This window comes from Dongia sp. P2_B8 (assembly GCF_056404715.1).
In genome coordinates this window covers 191,466-211,494 of record NZ_JBFUDM010000004.1, presented here as the reverse complement: position 1 = coordinate 211,494, position 20,029 = coordinate 191,466, and the positions used below count along the sequence as shown (strand labels likewise).

The 20,029-nt window shown below is 60.3% G+C and carries 20 protein-coding genes and 1 riboswitch; of the genes, 10 read left to right on the top strand and 10 right to left on the bottom strand.

What is annotated here, in order from left to right; translation table 11 throughout:
• On the bottom strand, positions 1–642 hold the full coding sequence (locus AC1DWZ_RS14770) for a TetR/AcrR family transcriptional regulator (protein WP_477169678.1): 642 nt from the start codon (positions 640–642) through the stop codon (positions 1–3).
• Positions 643–761: 119 nt separating this feature from the next.
• On the opposite strand from AC1DWZ_RS14770, the gene AC1DWZ_RS14765 reads away from it, so the two are divergent.
• The 6 genes from AC1DWZ_RS14765 (at position 762) to AC1DWZ_RS14740 (ending at position 7,606) form a co-directional block, all read left to right on the top strand.
• The gene (locus AC1DWZ_RS14765) at positions 762–1,847 is read left to right on the top strand and encodes an ABC transporter substrate-binding protein (protein WP_477169677.1); all 1,086 of its coding nucleotides are present in this window, start codon (positions 762–764) and stop codon (positions 1,845–1,847) included.
• A 12-nt stretch (positions 1,848–1,859) separates the two neighbouring features.
• Positions 1,860–2,714: an ABC transporter permease gene (locus AC1DWZ_RS14760; protein WP_477169676.1), complete on the top strand. Its 855-nt coding sequence runs from the start codon at positions 1,860–1,862 to the stop codon at positions 2,712–2,714.
• Between the two features lie 3 nt (positions 2,715–2,717).
• A complete protein-coding gene (locus tag AC1DWZ_RS14755) occupies positions 2,718–3,506 on the top strand; it encodes an ABC transporter permease (RefSeq protein ID WP_477169675.1) in 789 nt (262 codons plus the stop codon).
• Complete coding sequence (locus tag AC1DWZ_RS14750; RefSeq protein ID WP_477169674.1) at positions 3,499–4,551, top strand: ABC transporter ATP-binding protein; 1,053 nt, start codon at positions 3,499–3,501, stop codon at positions 4,549–4,551. The genes AC1DWZ_RS14755 and AC1DWZ_RS14750 overlap by 8 nt, the downstream gene beginning before the upstream one ends.
• 295 nt (positions 4,552–4,846) lie before the next feature.
• Positions 4,847–5,716: a dimethylarginine dimethylaminohydrolase family protein gene (locus AC1DWZ_RS14745; protein WP_477169673.1), complete on the top strand. Its 870-nt coding sequence runs from the start codon at positions 4,847–4,849 to the stop codon at positions 5,714–5,716.
• A gap of 210 nt (positions 5,717–5,926) precedes the next feature.
• Positions 5,927–7,606 carry a formate--tetrahydrofolate ligase gene (locus AC1DWZ_RS14740; protein WP_477169672.1) on the top strand — a complete coding sequence of 560 codons (1,680 nt, stop codon included), beginning with the start codon at positions 5,927–5,929 and terminating at the stop codon, positions 7,604–7,606.
• A 64-nt stretch (positions 7,607–7,670) separates the two neighbouring features.
• On the opposite strand, the gene AC1DWZ_RS14735 is transcribed toward AC1DWZ_RS14740, so the two are convergent.
• Both AC1DWZ_RS14735 and AC1DWZ_RS14730 read right to left on the bottom strand, forming a co-directional pair.
• Entirely contained in the window at positions 7,671–8,402 is a 732-nt protein-coding gene (locus AC1DWZ_RS14735; protein ID WP_477169671.1) for a hypothetical protein, read from the bottom strand.
• A 196-nt stretch (positions 8,403–8,598) separates the two neighbouring features.
• A complete protein-coding gene (locus AC1DWZ_RS14730) occupies positions 8,599–9,480 on the bottom strand; it encodes a helix-turn-helix domain-containing protein (protein WP_477169670.1) in 882 nt (293 codons plus the stop codon).
• Between the two features lie 138 nt (positions 9,481–9,618).
• Between AC1DWZ_RS14730 and AC1DWZ_RS14725 the strand changes: the two genes are divergently transcribed.
• A complete protein-coding gene (locus tag AC1DWZ_RS14725; RefSeq protein ID WP_477169669.1) occupies positions 9,619–10,452 on the top strand; it encodes an N-acyl homoserine lactonase family protein in 834 nt (277 codons plus the stop codon).
• 6 nt (positions 10,453–10,458) lie between these two features.
• Here AC1DWZ_RS14725 and AC1DWZ_RS14720 read toward each other — a convergent pair whose 3' ends face one another.
• From AC1DWZ_RS14720 to wrbA, 6 genes are all read right to left on the bottom strand, one after another.
• Positions 10,459–11,478: an SDR family oxidoreductase gene (locus AC1DWZ_RS14720; RefSeq protein ID WP_477169668.1), complete on the bottom strand. Its 1,020-nt coding sequence runs from the start codon at positions 11,476–11,478 to the stop codon at positions 10,459–10,461.
• A 223-nt stretch (positions 11,479–11,701) separates the two neighbouring features.
• Positions 11,702–12,043: a hypothetical protein gene (locus AC1DWZ_RS14715; protein ID WP_477169667.1), complete on the bottom strand. Its 342-nt coding sequence runs from the start codon at positions 12,041–12,043 to the stop codon at positions 11,702–11,704.
• A 188-nt stretch (positions 12,044–12,231) separates the two neighbouring features.
• Positions 12,232–13,812: a phosphoglycerate dehydrogenase gene (serA, locus tag AC1DWZ_RS14710; protein WP_477169666.1), complete on the bottom strand. Its 1,581-nt coding sequence runs from the start codon at positions 13,810–13,812 to the stop codon at positions 12,232–12,234.
• A 2-nt stretch (positions 13,813–13,814) separates the two neighbouring features.
• Positions 13,815–15,002 carry a phosphoserine transaminase gene (locus AC1DWZ_RS14705; RefSeq protein WP_477169665.1) on the bottom strand — a complete coding sequence of 396 codons (1,188 nt, stop codon included), beginning with the start codon at positions 15,000–15,002 and terminating at the stop codon, positions 13,815–13,817.
• 168 nt (positions 15,003–15,170) lie between these two features.
• A riboswitch (cobalamin riboswitch) is annotated at positions 15,171–15,383 on the top strand.
• A gap of 207 nt (positions 15,384–15,590) precedes the next feature.
• Positions 15,591–16,232 (bottom strand): GNAT family N-acetyltransferase, encoded by a 642-nt coding sequence (locus tag AC1DWZ_RS14700; RefSeq protein ID WP_477169664.1) that lies wholly within the window; start codon positions 16,230–16,232, stop codon positions 15,591–15,593.
• Positions 16,233–16,355: 123 nt separating this feature from the next.
• Positions 16,356–16,955 carry an NAD(P)H:quinone oxidoreductase gene (gene wrbA, locus AC1DWZ_RS14695; protein ID WP_477169663.1) on the bottom strand — a complete coding sequence of 200 codons (600 nt, stop codon included), beginning with the start codon at positions 16,953–16,955 and terminating at the stop codon, positions 16,356–16,358.
• A 162-nt stretch (positions 16,956–17,117) separates the two neighbouring features.
• On the opposite strand from wrbA, the gene AC1DWZ_RS14690 reads away from it, so the two are divergent.
• From AC1DWZ_RS14690 to AC1DWZ_RS14680, 3 genes are all read left to right on the top strand, one after another.
• Positions 17,118–18,008 carry a LysR family transcriptional regulator gene (locus AC1DWZ_RS14690; RefSeq protein WP_477169662.1) on the top strand — a complete coding sequence of 297 codons (891 nt, stop codon included), beginning with the start codon at positions 17,118–17,120 and terminating at the stop codon, positions 18,006–18,008.
• 105 nt (positions 18,009–18,113) lie between these two features.
• The gene (locus AC1DWZ_RS14685) at positions 18,114–18,377 is read left to right on the top strand and encodes a hypothetical protein (protein WP_477169661.1); all 264 of its coding nucleotides are present in this window, start codon (positions 18,114–18,116) and stop codon (positions 18,375–18,377) included.
• A 98-nt stretch (positions 18,378–18,475) separates the two neighbouring features.
• Positions 18,476–19,372 (top strand): c-type cytochrome, encoded by an 897-nt coding sequence (locus AC1DWZ_RS14680; RefSeq protein ID WP_477169660.1) that lies wholly within the window; start codon positions 18,476–18,478, stop codon positions 19,370–19,372.
• A gap of 53 nt (positions 19,373–19,425) precedes the next feature.
• Here AC1DWZ_RS14680 and AC1DWZ_RS14675 read toward each other — a convergent pair whose 3' ends face one another.
• On the bottom strand, positions 19,426–19,866 hold the full coding sequence (locus AC1DWZ_RS14675; protein ID WP_477169659.1) for a c-type cytochrome: 441 nt from the start codon (positions 19,864–19,866) through the stop codon (positions 19,426–19,428).
• Positions 19,867–20,029 lie beyond the last annotated feature (163 nt).

Genomic DNA, 20,029 nt, shown 5'->3' with positions numbered 1-20,029 from the left:
TTAGGCTCGTTTGCGTTGCGACGTGGTTTCTGATGCCAGGCCACTGCATAATAGTGTTACCTGCTCGCGCAGCTTTGCATGAAGCGCTGTCTTGGCCATGGCGTCACGCGCCACGAACTGCATGAAGAGACCGTTGACGACAGTGAAGAGCGCGCTGCCGGTGACGGCCGGGTCGATGTCGGCGCGCATCTTGCCCTTGGCCTGCAAAGCGGTGACCAGTTCGCCAACCTGTTCGGCGAGCAACCGGTCATTCTCGAAATAGCCGATGCCGAAGGGTGAGTCCGCTTGCGTCACCGCGGTCGCCATGGCGTTGCGCCACAGTTCCTTGGTCAGGTGGACCAGGGAATGATCGACATAAATCGCGAGCAGGCCATAGAGCGCGGCCGCGGCATCGCCACTGACGCTGGCGATGTAGCGTTTGCCCTTGGCACGCACCTGTTCGCCGTCGAGCGCCACCAGGGCCATCAGCAGGTCACCCTTGGAGGAGAAATAATTATAAACGGTGCCGGTGCCGACCTCGGCTAAGGCGGCAATCGCTTCGACTGACGTGTCGGCGAAACCGTTCTTACGGAACAATTGGCTGGCGGCTGCGAGGATGTCGCGGCGGCGGCCAGCTTTCTGTCTTTCGCGGAGACCGGTCATGGCGCTGGAAGGTACCTCAAAAAATCTGAATTGACTTTATTTTGAAGTTCATTCACCTTTTTGGCAACAAGAAAACACTCAGGGCTTTCAATCAGGCTTACATCTTAGGGAGACGGGACATGATCAGTTCAATGGGTCGACAGGCGATCTCGCGTCGGCGCGCCTTGCAGGCAGGTGGCGCTGCCTTGGCATCGCTGTCATTCATGCCGAAGGGTGCCCGCGCGGCGGACGAGCTCAATTTGCTGGTCTGGTGCGACCATACCGGGGCGGCGCTGCTCGATCCGTTTGCCGAAAAGCACGGCATCAAGATCAACACCAAGGAATATGATCTGCCGGGTGTCGCCTATAGCATCCTGGAACAATCACAACCGGGTGATTGGGATGTGTTCGTGGCCGATACGGGCGACATCATGAGTGCGGTGTCGAAAGGCTATCTCGGTGAACTACCGGACGCCGACATGCCCTGGGCGGATATCTTCCCGGATCTCAAGCAGCCGGAATCTCATTACAAGGACGGCAAGCTTTACGCTGTCCCGGAAAAGTTCGGCTACAATACCATCGCCTTCAACAACAAGAAGGTCAGCCAGGAAGAGGCGAGTCAGGCGAAGGTGATGTGGGACCCGAAATTCGCCGGGCGCATCGCGATCTATGACTATTACATACCGACCATGGAAATGGTGGCGATCGGCCTTGGCATTAAGCCGCAGGAAATCACCAAGATGCATCTGCCGGCGATCAAGGAAAAGCTGGTTGAGATGAAGAAACTTTCCTCGCTGGTGGGCGATGTGCCGACGACACAGAACGCGCTGGTGACAGGTGCCGCCGACATCATCGTCGGTGGCGGCGAGTTTGCGGTTGCTGGCCTGATGGGCGAGAAGCCCGAGCTGGATTGGGTGCTGCCCAATGAAGGCGGCGTGCGCTGGTCGCAGTCGATCGGCATTTTTGCGGAATCGACCAAGAAGGACCTGGCGACCGAATTCGTCAAATATATCGTCTCGCCGGAAGGCCAGGGCCGACTTGCGACCGCGGAATGCTATTGGGCGATGCCGTCCAATTCCAAAGCCAATCTGGATGATGTGCAGAAGAAGCGGCTGCGCTGGGACCAGCAGCCGGGCTTCATCGCGAAATCCTATCCATATTTCTTCGGCGATGCGGAACTGGATGCAGCGATGCAGGAAGTCTGGACGGAAGTCCTCGGAGCTTGAGCTGAAGCCCCTATGAAGATCAGATTGGGTGGATTGAAGAGCTGGGGCCATGCCCCGGCTCTTGCCTGGACGGCCTGCTTTTTCGTGGCGCCACTCATCGCCATGCTGGTGATGAGTTTTTCCGCACGCATAGACGGCAAGATCACGCTCACCTGGACACTCGACAATTACCGGGCGTTCTTGACGCGCGCGGATGGCACCTTTGTCGGTGCCCTGTGGAATTCGATCGAGGTCACGGTTTTGACCACCATCATCTCGGTGCTGGTGGCCTATCCGCTGGCCTATATTCTGGCTTACCGGGTGCCGAGGAACTGGCAGCGTTTCGTGTTGGTCCTGACTGTCCTCCCTTTCTGGACATCCTATGTCGTGCGTTCCTATAGCTGGCTCCTGGTGCTGTCCGAGAACGGTATCATCAACCAGTTCCTCCTGTGGAGCGGCATCCTCGATACCCCTGTCGGCATGGGGAACAGCCGCTTTGCCACCGTGCTGGGCTTTGTGCATTTCTTTGCCATGCTGCTGACGCTGACCATCTACGCCAATCTGGTGCAGATCAAGGACAGCTATCGGAAGGCCGCCAACGACCTCGGCGCCAATGGCTGGCAGGCTTTCTGGTACATCACTTTGCCGCTGAGCATGCCGGGCGTTGCGGTCGGCGCCTTCCTCACCTTCGTCCTGGCGATCGGCGATTACATCACGCCGCAGATATTAGGCGGGGCGAAGGAAATGCTGTTACCGCAGGCGGTCATGCTGCAGATCGGGCGACAGGCGGATTTCCCACTGGCCTCAGCCTTGTCGATGATCCTGATGCTGGTGATCACCGCGGCGTTCCTGATCTTTGCCAAGCGGCTGAAGATGGAGCGGGTGTAGCACATGCAACCGCTCTATCGCTGGGCCCCCTGGATTTATCTCGCCGCTGCCTTGCTGTTCATCTTCCTGCCGGTGCTGGTGCTGATCCAATTCTCGTTCCAAAGCGGCCTGGCGCCGGTGCCGCCCTTCGATGGGCCGAGCCTAAAATGGTGGGCCAAGGTGCTGGCCAACCGCAAGATCACGGACGGGTTGTCGAATTCACTACTGGTGGGGCTGGGGTCGGCGTTCGTCGCCACCGTGCTGGGGTTCCTCGCGGCCTATGCCCTGGCGCGCAAGCGGCGGCGCCTGAGTGGTTTCTACCAGTTCTTGCTGATGGCACCGATCACGGTCAGCTACCTCATCATCGGCATGGGGCTGCAGATCACTTTCAATTATCTGGGCCTCGGCAAATCGCTGTGGGCGATCGCCATTGGCCATGTGGTGATCAACCTGCCGCTCACCTTCGCCATCCTTTATTCGCAGCTGGGCGAACATCAGGCCAATATCGAACGGGCCGCCTACGATCTGGGCGCCGGCGACTGGCGGGTGGTGCTGGAGATCACGGTGCCGATGCTGTGGCCGAGCCTGCTCGCTGCCTTTTTCATCGCGGCTACTTTGTCCTGGGATGAATTCGTCATCGCGTTCCTGATGAGCCGCTTCGACGTCACTTTGCCGGTGGTGATCTGGAGCATGTTGAAATCCGGCCTGTCGCCGGAGCTGAATGCCACCGGCACGCTTGTCTTCATCATTTCCATTCTGGCCGTCGGCGTGGTCGAGTTCCTGCAGTGGCGTTCGAGGAAACATCATGCCTGATAGAGTTGAACTGCGCCGCGTGAGCAAGGTCTATGAAGGCGTCACCGTCGTTGAGACGCTGGATCTCAGCATCGCCGCTGGCGAATTCGTCGTGCTGTTGGGGCCGTCGGGCAGCGGCAAGACCACCTTGCTCAACATGATCGGCGGCTTTGCCAATCCCAGCGCCGGTCAGGTGTTGATCGATGGTGAGGACGTGACCGATTTGCCGCCGGCCAAGCGGCCGACCGCGACGGTGTTCCAGGATTACGCCCTGTTCCCGCATATGAGCCTGGCCGCCAACGTGGCCTTTGGCCTGCGGATGCGGAAGGTCCCGAAAGCCGGGCGCCTGGCGAAGGCTGCCGAGATGCTGCGGCTCGTGGGCCTCGAAGGCTTTGGCGATCGCGGCATTCATCAACTGTCGGGTGGGCAACGGCAGCGTGTCGCCTTGGCACGCGCCATGGCGGTCGAGCCCAAGGTGTTGCTGCTCGATGAGCCTTTGGGCGCCTTGGACCTCGCACTTCGTCGGCAGATGCAGGAAGAATTGGTGCGGTTGCAGCGGCGCCTGGGTGCCACCTTCGTCCATGTGACCCATGACCAGGAAGAGGCGATGTCGATCGCCGACCGGATCGTGGTGGTCAACAAGGGCAGAATCGAGGATATGGGGCCGCCTGACCGTGTCTATCTGCGCCCCGCCAGCCTGTTTGCGGCGACGTTCATGGGTGAGAGCAACATCCTGGGTGGCCGCGTCGTCGATTGTTCCGGCAGCGAGCTCCAGATCGAGACCGCCTTGGGCGCCATCGTCGTCCCCGGAGACAGCGGTCCGGGCGCGTCGGTTCATGTGGCTCTACGGCCGGAGCAGTTGCTGCTGGTGCCATCGCCGGGCGGCATCAGCCTGGGGCGCGGCAAGGTCGAGGAATTGTCCTTCCAAGGCACCCATTGCCGCTGCCATTGCAGGATCAGCGGCCAGGACCTCATCCTGCGTGCGCCAGTCTCGGCAGGCTTGACCGCGGGGCAGGAGGTAAACTTGTATGCTGCTCGGCATGATGTGGTGCTGTTGCAGCGGTAGGAAGCACGGATAGCCGACCAAGCGATCTGCAGAATTTTCTCGACCGATCGCATGAGGCGATGATGGCACGGTCGCAGCCGGGCAGTGAAGCGGCGCTGGTGGCACGGACCATCGCCGATGCGTTGGCGAGGCCTGCTGTGCGGGATGAGAGGCAGCCACCCGCTTTTGGCGGTATGGAGCCTGTGGGTCGAAAACCGGGTGTAAACCCCTCAAAATCAAGCGGTACTTGACCTGACCCGGCAAGTTGCGTCCTATGCGGCCAGTTATGCTTTTGCACGCTGATAGGACCAAAGAAATGCTCACGGGAATCAATGAGTTCGGCCGATTGAAGCGCTTGGCCATGCGCCGGCCAGAAGATGCCTTTGTCGACGATGCGAAGATCGACAAGGAGTGGAAGAACCTCAATTACCATACCCGCCCGGACTTCAAGAAGGCCGTGGCCGAGCATGCGCACTTTGCCGAGATCATCAAAGGCGTGGGCGCGGAGATCCTTTATCTGCCCGCCGACAAGAAACTGACCATGGACAGTCTGTATGTCCGCGACGCGGCGGCGATCTGCCCCAAGGGCGTCATCCTGGCCAATATGGGCAAGAAGCAGCGCGAGGGCGAACCCGCGATCCACGGTCATTTCCTTGAGGAAGCGGATATCCCGGTGCTGGGGTCGATCTCCGGCCAGGGCCGGCTGGAAGGCGGCGATCTCATCTGGCTGGATGAAAAGACCGTCGCCATCGGCCGCACCTACCGCACCAATGATGCCGGTATCCGCCAGTTCAAACATTTGATCGGGCCGGATGTGCATGTCGAAGTGGCGGTCATGCCGCATTACAAGGGCCCGACCGACGTGTTCCATCTGATGTCGGTGATCTCGCCCTTGGATGACAAGCTGCATCTGGTCTATTCGCCTTTGATGCCGATCCCGTTCCGCGAGTGGCTGCTGGCCCGCGGTGACGAGCTCATCGAGGTACCGGACAGCGAATTTGCCAGCATGGGCTGCAATGTGCTGGCCATCGCCCCCAGCGAGGTCGTCATGGTGAAGGGCAACCCGGAAACCAAGGCGCGCATGGAAGCCTCGGGCGTCAAGGTCCATGTTATCGACGCCGACGCGATTTCGGTGCCGGGCGAGGGCGGGCCGACCTGCCTTACCCGGCCATTGGAGCGTCATTAAGCCGTCAGCCGGCCCGGAAATGAGAATTCTGGGCCCAATGGATGAGAAAATGACGCCATCGCGACATTGACGGCGGCGCGAAATCGACAAAAATCGGTCGCCGGCAGGCAGATGGAATGCCTGAATCGGACCTAGTCTCTGCCATCGCATCCGGGAAACATCGGGTTTCCTGGGGGCCTGTTAAACGTCTTGATCCATAGGGGAATCTCCATGTCGAAGAAGGTCGGCAGCGATATCGAAATCGCTCGCGAAGCCAAAATGAAGCCGATCCGCGAAGTCGCGGCGAAACTCGGGATCAAGGAAGAACATCTGCTGCCCTTCGGCCATACCAAGGCCAAGATCTCAATGGATTACATCAAGTCGCTGAAAGGCCAGAAGGACGGCAAGCTGATCCTGGTGACGGCGATCAACCCGACCCCGGCCGGCGAAGGCAAGACCACAACCACGGTGGGCTTGGGCGACGGCCTCAACCGCATCGGCAAGAAGGCCATCATCTGCCTGCGCGAACCGAGCCTGGGCCCGTGCTTCGGCGTGAAGGGTGGTGCGGCTGGCGGCGGTTACGCTCAGGTCGTGCCGATGGAAGACATCAACCTGCATTTCACCGGCGATTTCCACGCCATCGGTTCGGCGCACAACTTGCTCTCGGCCCTCATCGACAATCACATCTATTGGGGCAACGAGCTGGGCTTCGACAGCCGCCGCATCACGTGGCGCCGCGTCATGGACATGAACGATCGTGCGTTGCGCCAGATCAACAATTCGCTGGGCGGCGTCTCCAACGGCTTCCCGCGCGAAGACGGCTTCGACATCACCGTCGCATCGGAAGTCATGGCGATCTTCTGCCTCTCGACCGATCTCGCCGATCTCACCAAGCGCCTGGGCAGCATCATCGTCGGCTACACCCGCGACAAAAAGCCGATTTTTGCCCGCGACCTCAAGGCCGATGGTGCCATGACCGTCCTGCTGAAGGACGCGATCGCACCCAATATCGTGCAGACGCTGGAGAACAACCCTGCCTTCATCCACGGTGGCCCGTTCGCCAACATCGCCCATGGTTGCAACTCGGTGATCGCCACCACGACAGCGCTGAAGCTTGCCGATTACGTGGTGACGGAAGCTGGCTTCGGCGCCGATCTCGGTGCCGAGAAGTTCTTCGACATCAAATGCCGCAAAGCCGGTCTGAAGCCTGCCGCAGCCGTCATCGTCGCTACCGTCCGCGCGTTGAAGATGCATGGTGGTGTGGCCAAGGAAGATCTCGGCAAGGAGAACATTGCCGCGGTGAAGAAGGGCGGCGAGAACCTCGCCCGTCATATCGAAAATGTGAAGAAGTTCGGTGTGCCGGCCGTGGTTGCCATCAACCGCTTCATCGCCGATACCGATGCGGAACTGGATGCCGTGCGTCAGCTCTGCGCCGAACTGGGCTCGGAAGCAATCGAGTGCAATCACTGGTCTTCAGGCTCGGCCGGGATCGAGACGCTCGCCAACGCGGTCGTCAAGCTTACCGACGGCCCCAGCAACTTCAAGCCGCTCTATCCCGATGATATGTCGCTGTGGGACAAGACGCGGACGATCGCCCAGAGCCTCTACGGCGCCCAGGGCATCATCGCCGACAAATCGGTGCGCGATCGCTTTGCCGAGTACGAGAAGGCCGGCTTTGGCCACTATCCGGTCTGCATGGCGAAGACGCAGTACAGCTTCTCGACCGATCCCAACCTCAAAGGGGCACCGTCGAACCATGTCGTGCCGATCCGCGAGATTCGCTTGTCGGCCGGCGCCGAGTTCATCGTCGTCGTCTGCGGCGAGATCATGACCATGCCGGGCTTGCCGCGCGTGCCGTCAGCGAACCATATTCGCCTCAACGACAAGCATGAAGTCGAGGGTCTGTTCTAAGTCCAACCCCGATACCGAACGTGAAAAAGCCGGCTGCAAAGCCGGCTTTTTCTTTTGACCCGCCCTATGGTGCGCCAGCGGCCGCGTGTTCCCCGGCGGCACCGCCGGAGCCACCGCCGCCGCCGGATCCGCCTTGGCTGCCATTGTCAGGCTCATGTGACCGTCCCTCATTGTTCTGGCTGAACACGCTGGCCGGGTTTGGATTCACGATCTCTGGCGGACCCGGCATGTCGTCATCGAACAGTCCGACGGTACCTGGCTTCAGATCGTCGCCATCATCGCCGTCGCCCTTGCTCTTATTGCCCTTGCCGAGATGGCGTTTCAACTGGTCGGTCGGGCTGCCATTGCCGGGAGTGAAGCCGCCGCCGGTCCCGTTGCTGAATCCGCCGCCATCCTCGTAACCAACATCTGCGGGGTTATGATAGGGATCAATGAGGCCGCCACTGCGCAGCAAGGCATGGCCCAAGGGCGTGCCGGCGAGATTGGTCAGGCGCCGCAGGCCGGCGCCATGCTTCTTCAGAATATCCTCAAGGTTATCAAAGTCTTCTTGGCTCCCGCTGCCTTCGTCAGGATTCGGATTGTCAAACCCGTCGGCGATGTAGTGGATCGTCTCGCCATCCTCGATCACGAAGATCAGCCTGTGACCTTCGTCGTCCGACCAGAATTCCACCCAATCGCCGTCGTCGTCGAAATAGTCGACATTGTCGAGATGCCAGTCGGCTCGCGCCGGCTGGAGGGTGGCAATCGATAGTGCCAGTGCGACGGCACCGGCCACTAGAAGCTGAGATTTCCGCATGACACAGCCCTCTCGATCATCGAGGGCTCGGATGAACCCTCATCTGAGTCTGTGGCGCGACGCGAGAAGGCTGGGTTCGCCGGCTCGGCGCAAGATTGTGACGTGGCGCACGAAACGGGGAGGAAGCGCAAGGATTTCCTGGCGACAGCGCCCCAGAATGTATCGATTGGAGACCGGTGCTAAAGCCGCCTCAGTGCTAAATCCGTCTCAGGCGATGCTCACTGGGTGTGCTGCCAAATACGCTGCGGAAGCGGCGGATGAAATGGGAGCGCGAGGCATATCCCGCGGCCTCGGCGGCGGCTGTGACATTGCCTGCGCCAGTTTCGAGAAGATTGCGTGCAACCTGCATGCGTGCTGTTGCAAGAATTTCGCGCAACGCCGTGCCGTCATGGGCGAGGCGGCGGCGCAGGGTGGAGGCACCCATGCCGAGCTTGGCGGCGATGGTGTCGGCAGTCCAATTGCGCGATGGCTCCGCCACGACCATGCGGCCGACCCGCTCGCGCAAGGAGACATCGAAAAGGCAGCATGCGGCCGGATCATTTCGCAGCAGCATCAGAACTTCCGCCAGACGATGCTCGGCCAGAATCTCCGCGTGATCCGAGGTTGCGAGTGTCAGGGCAGCATGCACCAGTGCGTCGACCAGCTCAGCCGTCAGGGTCACGTCATGCTTGGCCTGACGGTCGCCTGACTTAGCGATATGCGGCAACGCTGCAATGGCCGGCGGCATGTTGGGAACCTCGACGATCAGCGCCTCGTACCGGCCTTTGCGCTCATCGGGAATATTGACCACGTCGAGCTTTGCGCCGGCCGGCAGCACGAAGACGTGGCCGGCGGGAAAGCGTTGCCCGACATCGCCAAACCAAAACTCCTTGGCGCCATTCAGCACGATGCCGATAAGGGCGCGCGATGGTTCAAAGGCGGCGATGCGCTCGGTGGTAAAACAGCAATAGGTGAAGAGCTGGCTGCCATGGACATGCATGCCATGGGTCTTCCGGGCGCGGCCGGGCGCCAAGGCCAGCGGACGCAGGCGCTCCAGCAGCAGCTTCCGAAGGGCCTCTTGGGGAGTGGGTATGTCCATCAGGCAATCCTATCCGCGGCGCCCGTGTCCGGCAAATGACAAGTGAGCGTTTCGGGCTCAGTCGGTAGCGGTTCCGGCGCATGGCTCGGCGCGTGGCCCGGCATAGTCTGTCCCACGTCACCCGATTGGAGAGAAATCATGAAGATAGCGACATTCATCTTGGCCATGACCGGCGCTCTGGCTGTTGCACAAGCTGCCGCAGCGGCTGAGGTCAAGCTGTGGCGCCTGGATTGCGGCTCCGTCAAGATCAAGGATCTCAGCTCTTTTTCCGACACTTATGACTATGATGGGAAGTCTCGGACACTCACCGACAGTTGCTACCTGATCCAGCACGACAAAGAATATCTGATGTGGGATACCGGCCTGCCGGCGGGCTTGCTGAAGGCGCCGTTCAAGGATGACGCGCCGATGTCACCCACCTTGGCGGAAACTTTGCCGGTTCAGCTGGAAAAGCTCGGCGTCAAGCCAGCGGATATCGCGACCGTCGGCATCAGCCATTACCATTTTGACCATATCGGCCAAGCAGCGGACTTCCCGAAGGCCAAATTGCTGATGGGCAAAGCGGACCTGGACGCCATGAAGAGCGATCCGCTTCCTTTCGGGGCGGCGCCCGATCTGCTGGCGCCGTGGCTGAAGAACGGATCGCCTGTTGAGCCAGTCGTCGGTGACAAGGATATCTATGGCGATGGCTCGGTCGTGATGCTGTCGATGCCGGGTCATACCCCAGGGAGCTATGCCCTGCTGGTTCGCCTGGCGAAAATGGGCCCGGTGCTGTTGAGCGGCGATATCGTGCATTTCGAGGAGCAGTTCAAGAATGACGGCGTGCCACCTTTCAACACCGACCGCGCGCAGTCCCTTGCCTCGATGGATCGGATGCGTCACATGGCCAAGACGTTGAAGGCTGTGCTGGTGGTGCAGCACGACGCCAGTGACATCAAGAAGCTGCCCGCCTTCCCGAAGAGTGCCGACTAGCCGCCGTTAGCGGTCCGCCTGCCGTCGATCGCTGGCCACGCCGTAAGGCAGGGCACCGCGACGGCGGTATTCGGGGACCATGGTGCGGTAAGGCACGGGGTCTGCCTTGTAGGGCTGCAGGCCGTCCACCGGCTTGATATCTGCAAGGCAGATCTCCTCGACGCAATCGTCGAGGGCACGGCGCCAGTCCGGCTGCTCCAACTGGAACAAATGACGGGCGCGAGAACAGTCGAGCTCCGTGCGCCGCGCCGGGGCCCCGGTGACACCGAAACGGTTGGGTGTGATCGGCACCAGTTCCGGCGGCAGCTGATAGGGCGTTGCCTGCTGCAAGGCGTGGCTGGCGAATTCGAACCAGGTTGCTGCCGGCCTGCCGCAGAAATGGAGGATCGCACCACCGCTGATTTCTTGTGCCATCAGGCTGAGGCCGATACGGCGCAAGGCGGCGCAGAGTTCCCGCACGGGGGTTGGGCCGGCTATATGGTCATTGGGCACATGGACGCGCCCGCCGCGCTTGCCCAGGGACAGCATGGTCTTGAGCATATTGTGGCCCTTGGCGCCGAACAGCCAGCCGGTGCGCAGGATGGCAAAGTTGCGGCAGTGGGCGGCGACCTCCGCTTCGCCCGCAGCCTGTGCCTGGCCAAAGACGCTGATGGCGTCCGGCTGATCGGTTTCCAGATAGGCGCCGAATTTGTCGCCGGCAAAAACCTGGTCAGAGGAGAGGTGGAGAAGGGGAATGTCGCGCTCGCCAGCCGCTTCCGCAAGATCGCCCACGGACCAGTGATTGCGCGCCTGGGTAATGGTGCGGTGGCTTTCTGCACTGTCCGGTGAGGCATAGCCGATGGTGTTGATGATGAGATGCGGCGCCAGCACGTCGAGACTGTGGCGCAGCCGATCGATGTCGAGCAGGCCGAGTTCGATGCTTGTCAGGGCACGAATCTCGTAGCCGGCTGGCCACACCATTTCTTCCAGTTCCTGGGCGAGGACCGGGTTCCGGCCGGCAATCAGGATCAGCTTGCTGCTGTGCATCGATCCGCTCCTTGGATCCCGGATAAGACCGGATGAGTCGTTCCGAAGAAGATATCACCGGGGGTCTGTCCCGGAAAGACACACACAGAAATATTACAGCAAAATCAATACGATAAGGCGATAATTTTAGCTAAATCCGATGCTTGATGGTTGCCGTGTCCGGGCAACAAAAAAGCCGCCGGGGCACATGCCAGCCGGCGGCTTTGATGAAGGCCAGAAGTCTTTAAGACTGGGGCGCACGCGCACCAATGCAGGCGGCGTTGTAATCGTCCCAGCGCAGTTCGACATGGCGCCAGTAATCCTGGGTCGGGGCAGAGCCGCCATCTTCGGCGATGTCGGGATAGTCGCCGCCGAGCAATGCCGCAACTTCGGCGCTCACGGGGACGCTGGTTTCATTTTTTTCGACCGCAGTCGCGATGCCGGGCTTGGCGTCAGCTAGGGTCTTCATGTTGGCTTCAGCCGAGCCGCAAAGACCCGAAACCTGCTGATGCAACTCGTATTGCGGCTCAACCGCGCAGGCCGACAGCGCCAAAGCGCCCAGCACGGGCAACAAAATCTTCATCATCGCTTCTACCCCTTTTAAGTGATGCCTTCTGCCGGACAACAACCTGCGCGTAGCAGCGCAAGCCCCCGATTCCGGCGAAACCGTTCACAGGAGATCAAATCATAATAATAAGTTAACCGCAAGACTGCAGGTAGGCCGTTCTACGCCAGCCAGGCTCGCCAAGCTTCTGGCGCAAAACGGCATTTTCCTCAGAAAACGAGGTGCTTAGCCTGCTGGACCTGAGCCAGATCCTGGACCTGGCGGAGGAGTGCCGGGGGCATCGGCCCGTCGATCTCCACCAGGGCGATTGCATCCCTGCCGGGCGCTGACCGGCCCAAGGCGAAGGTCGCGATGTTGATCCCATTATCGCCCAAAAGGGTCCCCAGGCGGCCGATGAAGCCGGGTTTGTCGTCATTGGTCACATAGAGCATGTGCGGTCCCAGTTCGGCGTCGATCTTGATGCCCTTGATTTCGACCACCCGTGGGCGCTGGTCAGCAAAGAGCGTGCCGGCGATCGAGCGGGCCCAGCGTTCCGATTCCACGGTAAGGCGGATGAGGGTGTGATAATCGCCCTCGCGCTCATGCTTGATTTCGGTGAGGTCGATGTTGCGCTCCTTGGCCACCAGCGGCGCATTGACCATGTTGACGCTGTCGGAGAGGAGCGGCTTGAGCAGTCCCTGGAGCATCAGTGCAGTCAGCGGTCGCGTGTTGAGGGCCGCAACCTGGCCTTCATATTCGACCGTGACCTTCATGATGCCGGTTTCCGTGGCCTGGCCGGCAAAGGCGCCGAGCTGGTCGGCAAGCTTCATATAGGGGCGCAGGCGCGGCGCCTCCTCGACGGTGACCGAGGGCATGTTGAGGGCGTTGGTGACGGCACCGTGCAGCAGGAAGTCCGACATCTGCTCGGCCACCTGGATGGCAACATTGAGTTGCGCCTCGGTGGATGAAGCACCGAGATGTGGGGTGCAGACGACATTGGGATGACCGAACAAGATGTTCTCGGTCGCGGGTTCTGTCAGGAACACGTCGATCGCAGCGCCGGCTACCTGGCCGGAATCGAGCGCTGCCTTCAGATCCTCCTCGACGATCAAGCCACCGCGCGCGCAGTTGACGATACGCACACCCGGCTTGCATTTGGCCAGTGCCACCTTGTCGATGAGATTGCGGGTCTGATCGGTCAGGGGCGTGTGCAGGCTGATGAAATCGGACCGGTGCAGCAGAGTGTCGAAGTCGACCTTCTCAACACCGAGATCGACGGCGCGCTCGGGCGACAGGAAGGGGTCGTAGGCGATGACCTTCATTTTGAGGCCTTGCGCGCGGTCGGCGACGATGGAGCCGATATTGCCGCAGCCGACCAGCCCCAAGGTCTTGGCGTAGAGTTCCACGCCGACGAAACGGGATTTCTCCCATTTGCCAAGATGCGTCGAGCTGTTGGCCTCCGGGATCTGGCGGGCAAGCGCCATCATCATGCCGACGGAATGCTCGGCGGTGGTGATGTTGTTGCCGAACGGCGTGTTCATGACACAGATGCCACGGGCCGTCGCGGCCTTGACGTCGATATTGTCGACACCGATGCCGGCGCGGCCGATCACTTTCAGTTTCGTGGCGGCGGCGAGAACCTCGGGTGTCACCTTGCTGGCGGACCGCAGGGCGAGGCCGTCGAACTCGCCGATCATGGCAGCGAGTTCCTTCGGCTTCATGCCGGTCTTTTCAACCACCTCGATGCCGCGTTCCCTGAAAATCTGGACGGCGGCGGGGGAGAGTTCGTCAGAGATAAGAACCTTGAGCATGATCAGGCTTCCTTGGCGATCGGGGTCGCATTCGCTTTAACATTGGCGTAGGCCCAGTCGAGCCAGGGCAGCAGCGCTTTGATGTCGTCACTTTCCACCGTGGCACCGCACCAGATGCGCAGACCCGGCGGCGCATCGCGATAGGCGCCGATGTCGAGGCCAACACCTTCCTTGTCGAGCAGTGAAACGATGTCCTTGGCGATTGTTTGCTGCCGGTCGGCATCCTGCGACGTAAACCAGGGATCTGCGATCTTGAGGCAGACGCTGGTGCAGGAACGCGTGGCGGGATCTTCGGCGAGGAAACCGGCCCAATCGGAGGCAGCTACCCAATCGGCGACATGGCGTGCATTAGCTTCACTGCGGGCGACGAGGCCTTTCAAACCGCCGACTGAATCAGCCCAATTCAGTGCGTCGATCTGGTCTTCGACGCACAGCATGGAAGGCGTGTTGATGGTCTCGCCCTTGAAGATGCCTTCGATCAGCTTGCCGCCCTTGGCGAGACGGAAGACCTTGGGCATCGGCCAGGTTGGCGTATGCGATTGCAGGCGGGCCACGGCACGGGGCGATAGGGCAATCATGCCGTGGCCGCCTTCGCCACCCAGGACCTTTTGCCAGGACCAGGTGACAACATCGAGTTTGTTCCAGGGGAGATCCATCGCAAAGACCGCCGAGGTCGCATCGCAGATGGTGAGGCCAGAGCGGTCGTCAGCGATCCAATCGGCATGCGGCATGCGCACGCCAGAGGTGGTGCCGTTCCAGGCAAAGACGATATCGTCGGCCGGGTCAATGTCGGCGAGGTTCGGAAGGATGCCGTAATCCGCGCGCCGCAATTTCGTTGGCAGATGCAATTCGTTGATGATGTCGCCGGCCCATTCCTCGCTGAAGCTTTCGAAGGCAAGCACAGTGATCGGCTGCGGCCCCAGCAATGACCAAAGCGCCATCTCGACGGCGCCGGTATCGGAAGCCGGCACAATGCCCAGGCGATAGTCGGCGGGGATCCCCAGGATCTTGCGCGACCGTGTGATCACCTCGGCCAAACGGTCCTTGCCCGGTTTGGAACGATGCGAACGGCCCAAGGTCGAAACCTTGAGGTCATCATTGTTGAGGAGGGTGGGGGTCCAGCCCGGCCGCTTGGCGCAGGGGCCGGAGGAGAAAAGCGGCCGAATCGGCCGCTGGAGCGGTTTTGTCATTTCGTCCCTTCCAGAACGCTAGCGCTCCGTTGGGGGAGCGTGGCCCGCAGCCCGTATGACGGATGCGCCGCTTCATGTCAAGCGGGAGACAAAAACAGTCGCTTCTTGAACGATTGGCCAGCAATCCGACGCGCGGCGTTTCGGCCTTTGCCTTTGGTGCGGGCCTGCCTTAATTTCCGCAGCGATGGTTCTTGGAGTCCCGGCGCGAAAGCGTCGAGCCCGAGATTAATAGGGAACGCGGTGCGATACCGCGGCTGCCCCCGCAACTGTGAGCGGTGAGTTGCCAACCGATAACGCCACTGGGACGTCGAACGTTCCGGGAAGGCCGGCTGGGAACAGTGATCCGCAAGCCAGGAGACCTGCCATCACTTGTTGAAACTCACGCGACCGGGCGGCGGGCCTGGCAGAGGTAGAAGATGATTCCAAGTTCCGAACATACCCTCGATGGTGCGCAGTTGAGTGCATCGCTGCTGGCGCTCGATGCCGTTGCACATGAGCCCGTGCAGATGAAATTGCTGGCGTGGGTGATGGGCCTGCCTTCCGAGGTAGATCCTGCCATGGCAGCGAGATTTGTCATGCATCTGCAGGTCACCGGGCCGGAGGTAAAAATCTCCGCACCGCTGATGAAATTGATCGAAGCAGTTGCCCAATACCCACGCGAGCGGCTGGCATTGCTGGCGGCTGGGCGCCGTCGGACATCACCGAATTGTCGGGCGTCGCTGAACTAGCGACCCGCGGATTTTTGACGACATAATCCTCGAACCAATTTTCAGGTCGTCGTAAGTCGCTCGGCGCGAATTCCATCAGCGTCCATTTATCAGATGCGGGGCTTACTTCTTTTGACGTCTTTGCACCAAATCGTTCGAAAAAGCGGAAGCTCTTTGGGGTCGCGCGAATGCGGATTTGCGGAATCTGCTCGATCTGCAGCGCGGCCGCCAAAAATGGGAAGAGGGTCGATCCCAAGCGCTGGTTTCGGAGTTCCGGTGGAACGTAGATCGCCTCGAGCGACGGCTCTCCATCTAAGGCGATGACGAAGAACGCCATAGGATCGCCCTCAAATCGCCCGAGGCCGATCAAACTCTGCGCGTTGCAGTTCACACCATTCAACGCGTCTACGAGTATTCTTTTGTCCTCCGGAAAGAGGTCGATAAGGCTATGGATGAACATAATTAGTTCGTCGACTTCGTCTTTGGTCGTCACGGCTGAAACGACGAAAGTTAGTGTGCCCATATTCCGCCTCAGAATGTAATGTGTAATGGAAAATATCGTAAAACGAGCAATTCGGCCATAAAAAAATGACGCAGATTTCTCTGCGTCATTTTTGCGTCGCCAGCCGGCGATCAGAGCGATCAGTTATGCGAGCTTGGCCGCGATCTTGGCGACATGCTCGCCCTGGAAGCGGGCCATGCCGAGTTCTTGTTCGCTGGGTTTCCGGCTACCGTCGCCACCAGCGATCGTGCTGGCGCCATAGGGCGAGCCGCCTTTAATCTCGTCGAGGCCCATCTGCGCCGCGCAGGAATAGGGCAGGCCGACAATGACCATGCCGTGATGGAGCAGGGTGGCATGGAACGAGGTGATGGTGGTTTCCTGGCCGCCATGCTGTGTGGCGGAGGAAGTGAACACGCTCCCGGCCTTGCCGATCAGGGCCCCCTTGGCCCACAGGCCGCCGGTCTGGTCGAGGAAGCTGCGCATCTGCGAGGCCGCGACGCCAAAGCGCGTCGGCGCGCCGAAAATGATCGCATCATAGTCGGCAAGTTCATCGACCGTGGCGATCGGGGCCTTCTGGTCGAGCTTAAAATGACCGGCCTTCGCGACGTCATCGGGAACCAACTCCGGCACGCGCTTCACAGTGACTGTGGCGCCGGCGACTTTACGTGCACCTTCGGCGACGGCTTCCGCCATCGTCTCGATATGGCCGTAGGTCGAGTAATAGAGAACGAGAACTTTGGTCATGAGAGCCTCTTCAAAGGGTGGGGAAGCGTGCAGGGAATTTGGAGCAGGGAATCTGGGATTGAGAATGGCTACCGGCGGGCATGTTGGGCCTATGGCGTCCTGGATACAATGAGGCCGCTTGTGATAAGATCGTTCACTATTCGATGACAATGGGTGAATGCCATGGATCAATTGACCGCCATGCGGACCTTTCGGCGGGTCGTGGAACAAGGCAGTTTTACGGCTGCGGCGCGCGCCCTCAATCTCAGCAAAGCAGCGGTTTCCAAGCAGATTGGCGAGCTTGAGGCGCATCTCGGCGCCACGCTCATTCATCGCACGACGCGACGCTTGTCGGTGACTGAGGTTGGCCATGCCTATTTTGAACGTGCGGTGCGGTTGCTGGATGAATTCGAGGCCGCCGAAGCCGAAGTGCGGCATCTGCAGGCGGAGCCGACCGGGTCCTTGAAGCTGAGCGTGCCCAATGCCTTCAGCGTCACGCAGATGGCAGCTACGATCAACGATCTGGCTACACGTTATCCGAAACTACGCCTCAACATCGAGGCCAGCGACCGCTTTGTCGATCTCGTCGAAGAGGGCTTTGACGCAGCCATCCGCATCCGCACCGAATTGCCGGATTCGACGCTGATCGCGCGACGTCTGTGCACGTTCCCGCGCTATGTCTGTGCGGCGCCGAAATATCTCAAGAAATATGGTGAGCCAAAGCGGCCGGAAGATCTCAAGRATCACGATTGCATCGTCTATACGCAATCGCCGGCGCCGTTCGACTGGGCTTTTCGCACACCACAGGGCCGCAAGACCGTGCGCGTTGCCGGTACCTTCCAAAGCAATCATGGTGCGCTGTTGTTGGAGCCGCTTCTGGCCGGCCGCGGTATTGCCATGCTGCCGATCTTCACATTGGAAGAGCATTTGAAGAAGGGCCGGGTCAAACGGCTGCTGACGGATTATCCCAGCGATTCAGTATCGCTGCATGTGGTTTATCCGCAAAACCGGCACCTGTCGCCCAAGGTCAGGGTTTTTGTAGACCTCATGGCCGAACATTTCGCTGACAGCTGATTGTCAGCAAACTATCTCGCGGTAAGTCAGAAAGATGACAGTGACGCCCGATATGGATGGCAGCCGTTCAGCGCCGTACCGGCACCACCTATCGGGAGTTTATCTATGTCATTCGGAAAGTCATTTCTTGCCGCAGCCTTGGTCGCAGGTGGCATGATTAGTTTGGGTCAGAATGCGTTCGCTGCGGACAGCTGCGAAGCCCAGGCCAAAGCGTTGTCGCCGACGGTCAGCGCACTGACCGATACGGCCACGAAGGAGAAGGCTAGCATGCTGCTGGCAAAGGCGATCGATGAAGCGACCGCCGAAGCTGACGAAGAAGAGTGCCTCGATTATCTGAAAGACCTCAAGGGTGTGCTCGGCGTTAAATAGCACCGGTTGTCGGGGATTTCACTCTTAACACCAAGCTGGACGCCATACCGGGAACCTGCAAATGTTTCCGGTATGGCGGAATTGCGAATGAGACGGCGATGAAGAAGCGCTTGGCAAGTGTGCTGGTGATCGCGGGCGTTGTGGCGGCGGTGGCATTGTTCTTTGCCTCGTCGGCCGACCATATCGACGCTGCCAGTTTGCCAACCCGTGTGGCCGACAAGGCCAATGGCGAATTGCTGTTTCACATCGGCGGCTGCATATCGTGCCATCACCCTGCCAAGGATAGCGGTGCCGATATGGCGCTGCCATCTGGCGGTGCGCCGTTGAAGACACCGGTCGGGACGCTCTATCCGCCCAACATCACGCCGGATACGGCGACAGGCATTGGTACCTGGTCCGACGCTGCCTTCGTCGACGCTGTCCAGCACGGCGTTTCGCCGCAGGGCGAGCATTATATTCCAGCCTTCCCCTACATCTCATATGGCCGCATGAAGGTCGAGGACGTCCTTGATATCAAGGCCTATCTGCTGACCTTGCCGGCCGTGAATTCGCCCCCGAAGCCTGCTGACGTGCCGTTTGCCTGGGTGGTCCGGCGCGGCATCGGACTGTGGCAGCCTCTGGCCAAACTGCCGCCGATCACGGCGGACAGCGGGCAATCGGCCAGCTGGAATCGCGGTGCTTACCTGGTCAACGGCGCCGGTCATTGCGCTGAATGCCATACGCCCCGCAATGTGCTGATGATGATGGACCAGGGGCGCGCCTTTGCAGGTGGGCCGCATCCCGAAGGCCGAGGCAAGGTGCCGAGCCTGCGCGACCTGATCGGTCGCAAGAAGTTCAAGGATACGGACGATCTGGCGACCGGGCTCAAGGAAGGCGAAGAAGGCTTCTATGACGATTTGTCGAGCGGCGGCATGGGCGAGGTGCAACAGAATATTGCGAAACTGCCGGATGCCGATATCCATGCCATTGCCGAATATCTCAGCAGCCTGAAGTAAGGAAAACGGCAGCCCGCTTGATATCGGGCTGCCGCCAATAATCGATCGCCTGATCAGTTCTTCTTTTCGCGGAAAGCCTTGTGGCAGGTGCCGCAGGCGCCGCCGACCTTCTCGAACTGGGCGCCAACCGTTGCCATATCGCCACCGCCGGCGGCAGAGGCCAGCAGAGTTGCTTCGTCGCCGAGTGATTTCGCCTTCGCCGTAAAGTCGTCCCAGCTTTCCCATATCTTGGCGCTGGCTTCGTCATCGGCGGTATCGGACCCTGTGGGGAACAAGTCCGGAATCTTGGCTGCGATCTCTGCGACCTTCTGTGCCGCAGCGGTGACGTCGGCGGCCGGGCCACCCGCATCGATGATCCCTTTGATGGCCTTCATGTTTTTGCCCATCTCCTTCATCGCATCCTGGCGCGGGGTCTCCGCGGCGACAGTGGCGACGACGCCCCCCATGGCGACGACGATGGCGGCGGCTCCGAGCAGCAATTTCAGGCGATTCATATGGCTTTTCCCTCCGATTCCAGAGTGATGGCTGTGAATGAGACACGGGCAGTATGCCTATTTGTCGAGAGCTTAGCAGCGGAATGGCCGCTGTTCACGGAGTTGTGAAGGTGTAAGATTTTTGATCGTTTGGCTGAGATTGTCATCAAACCGTCATTTTCTC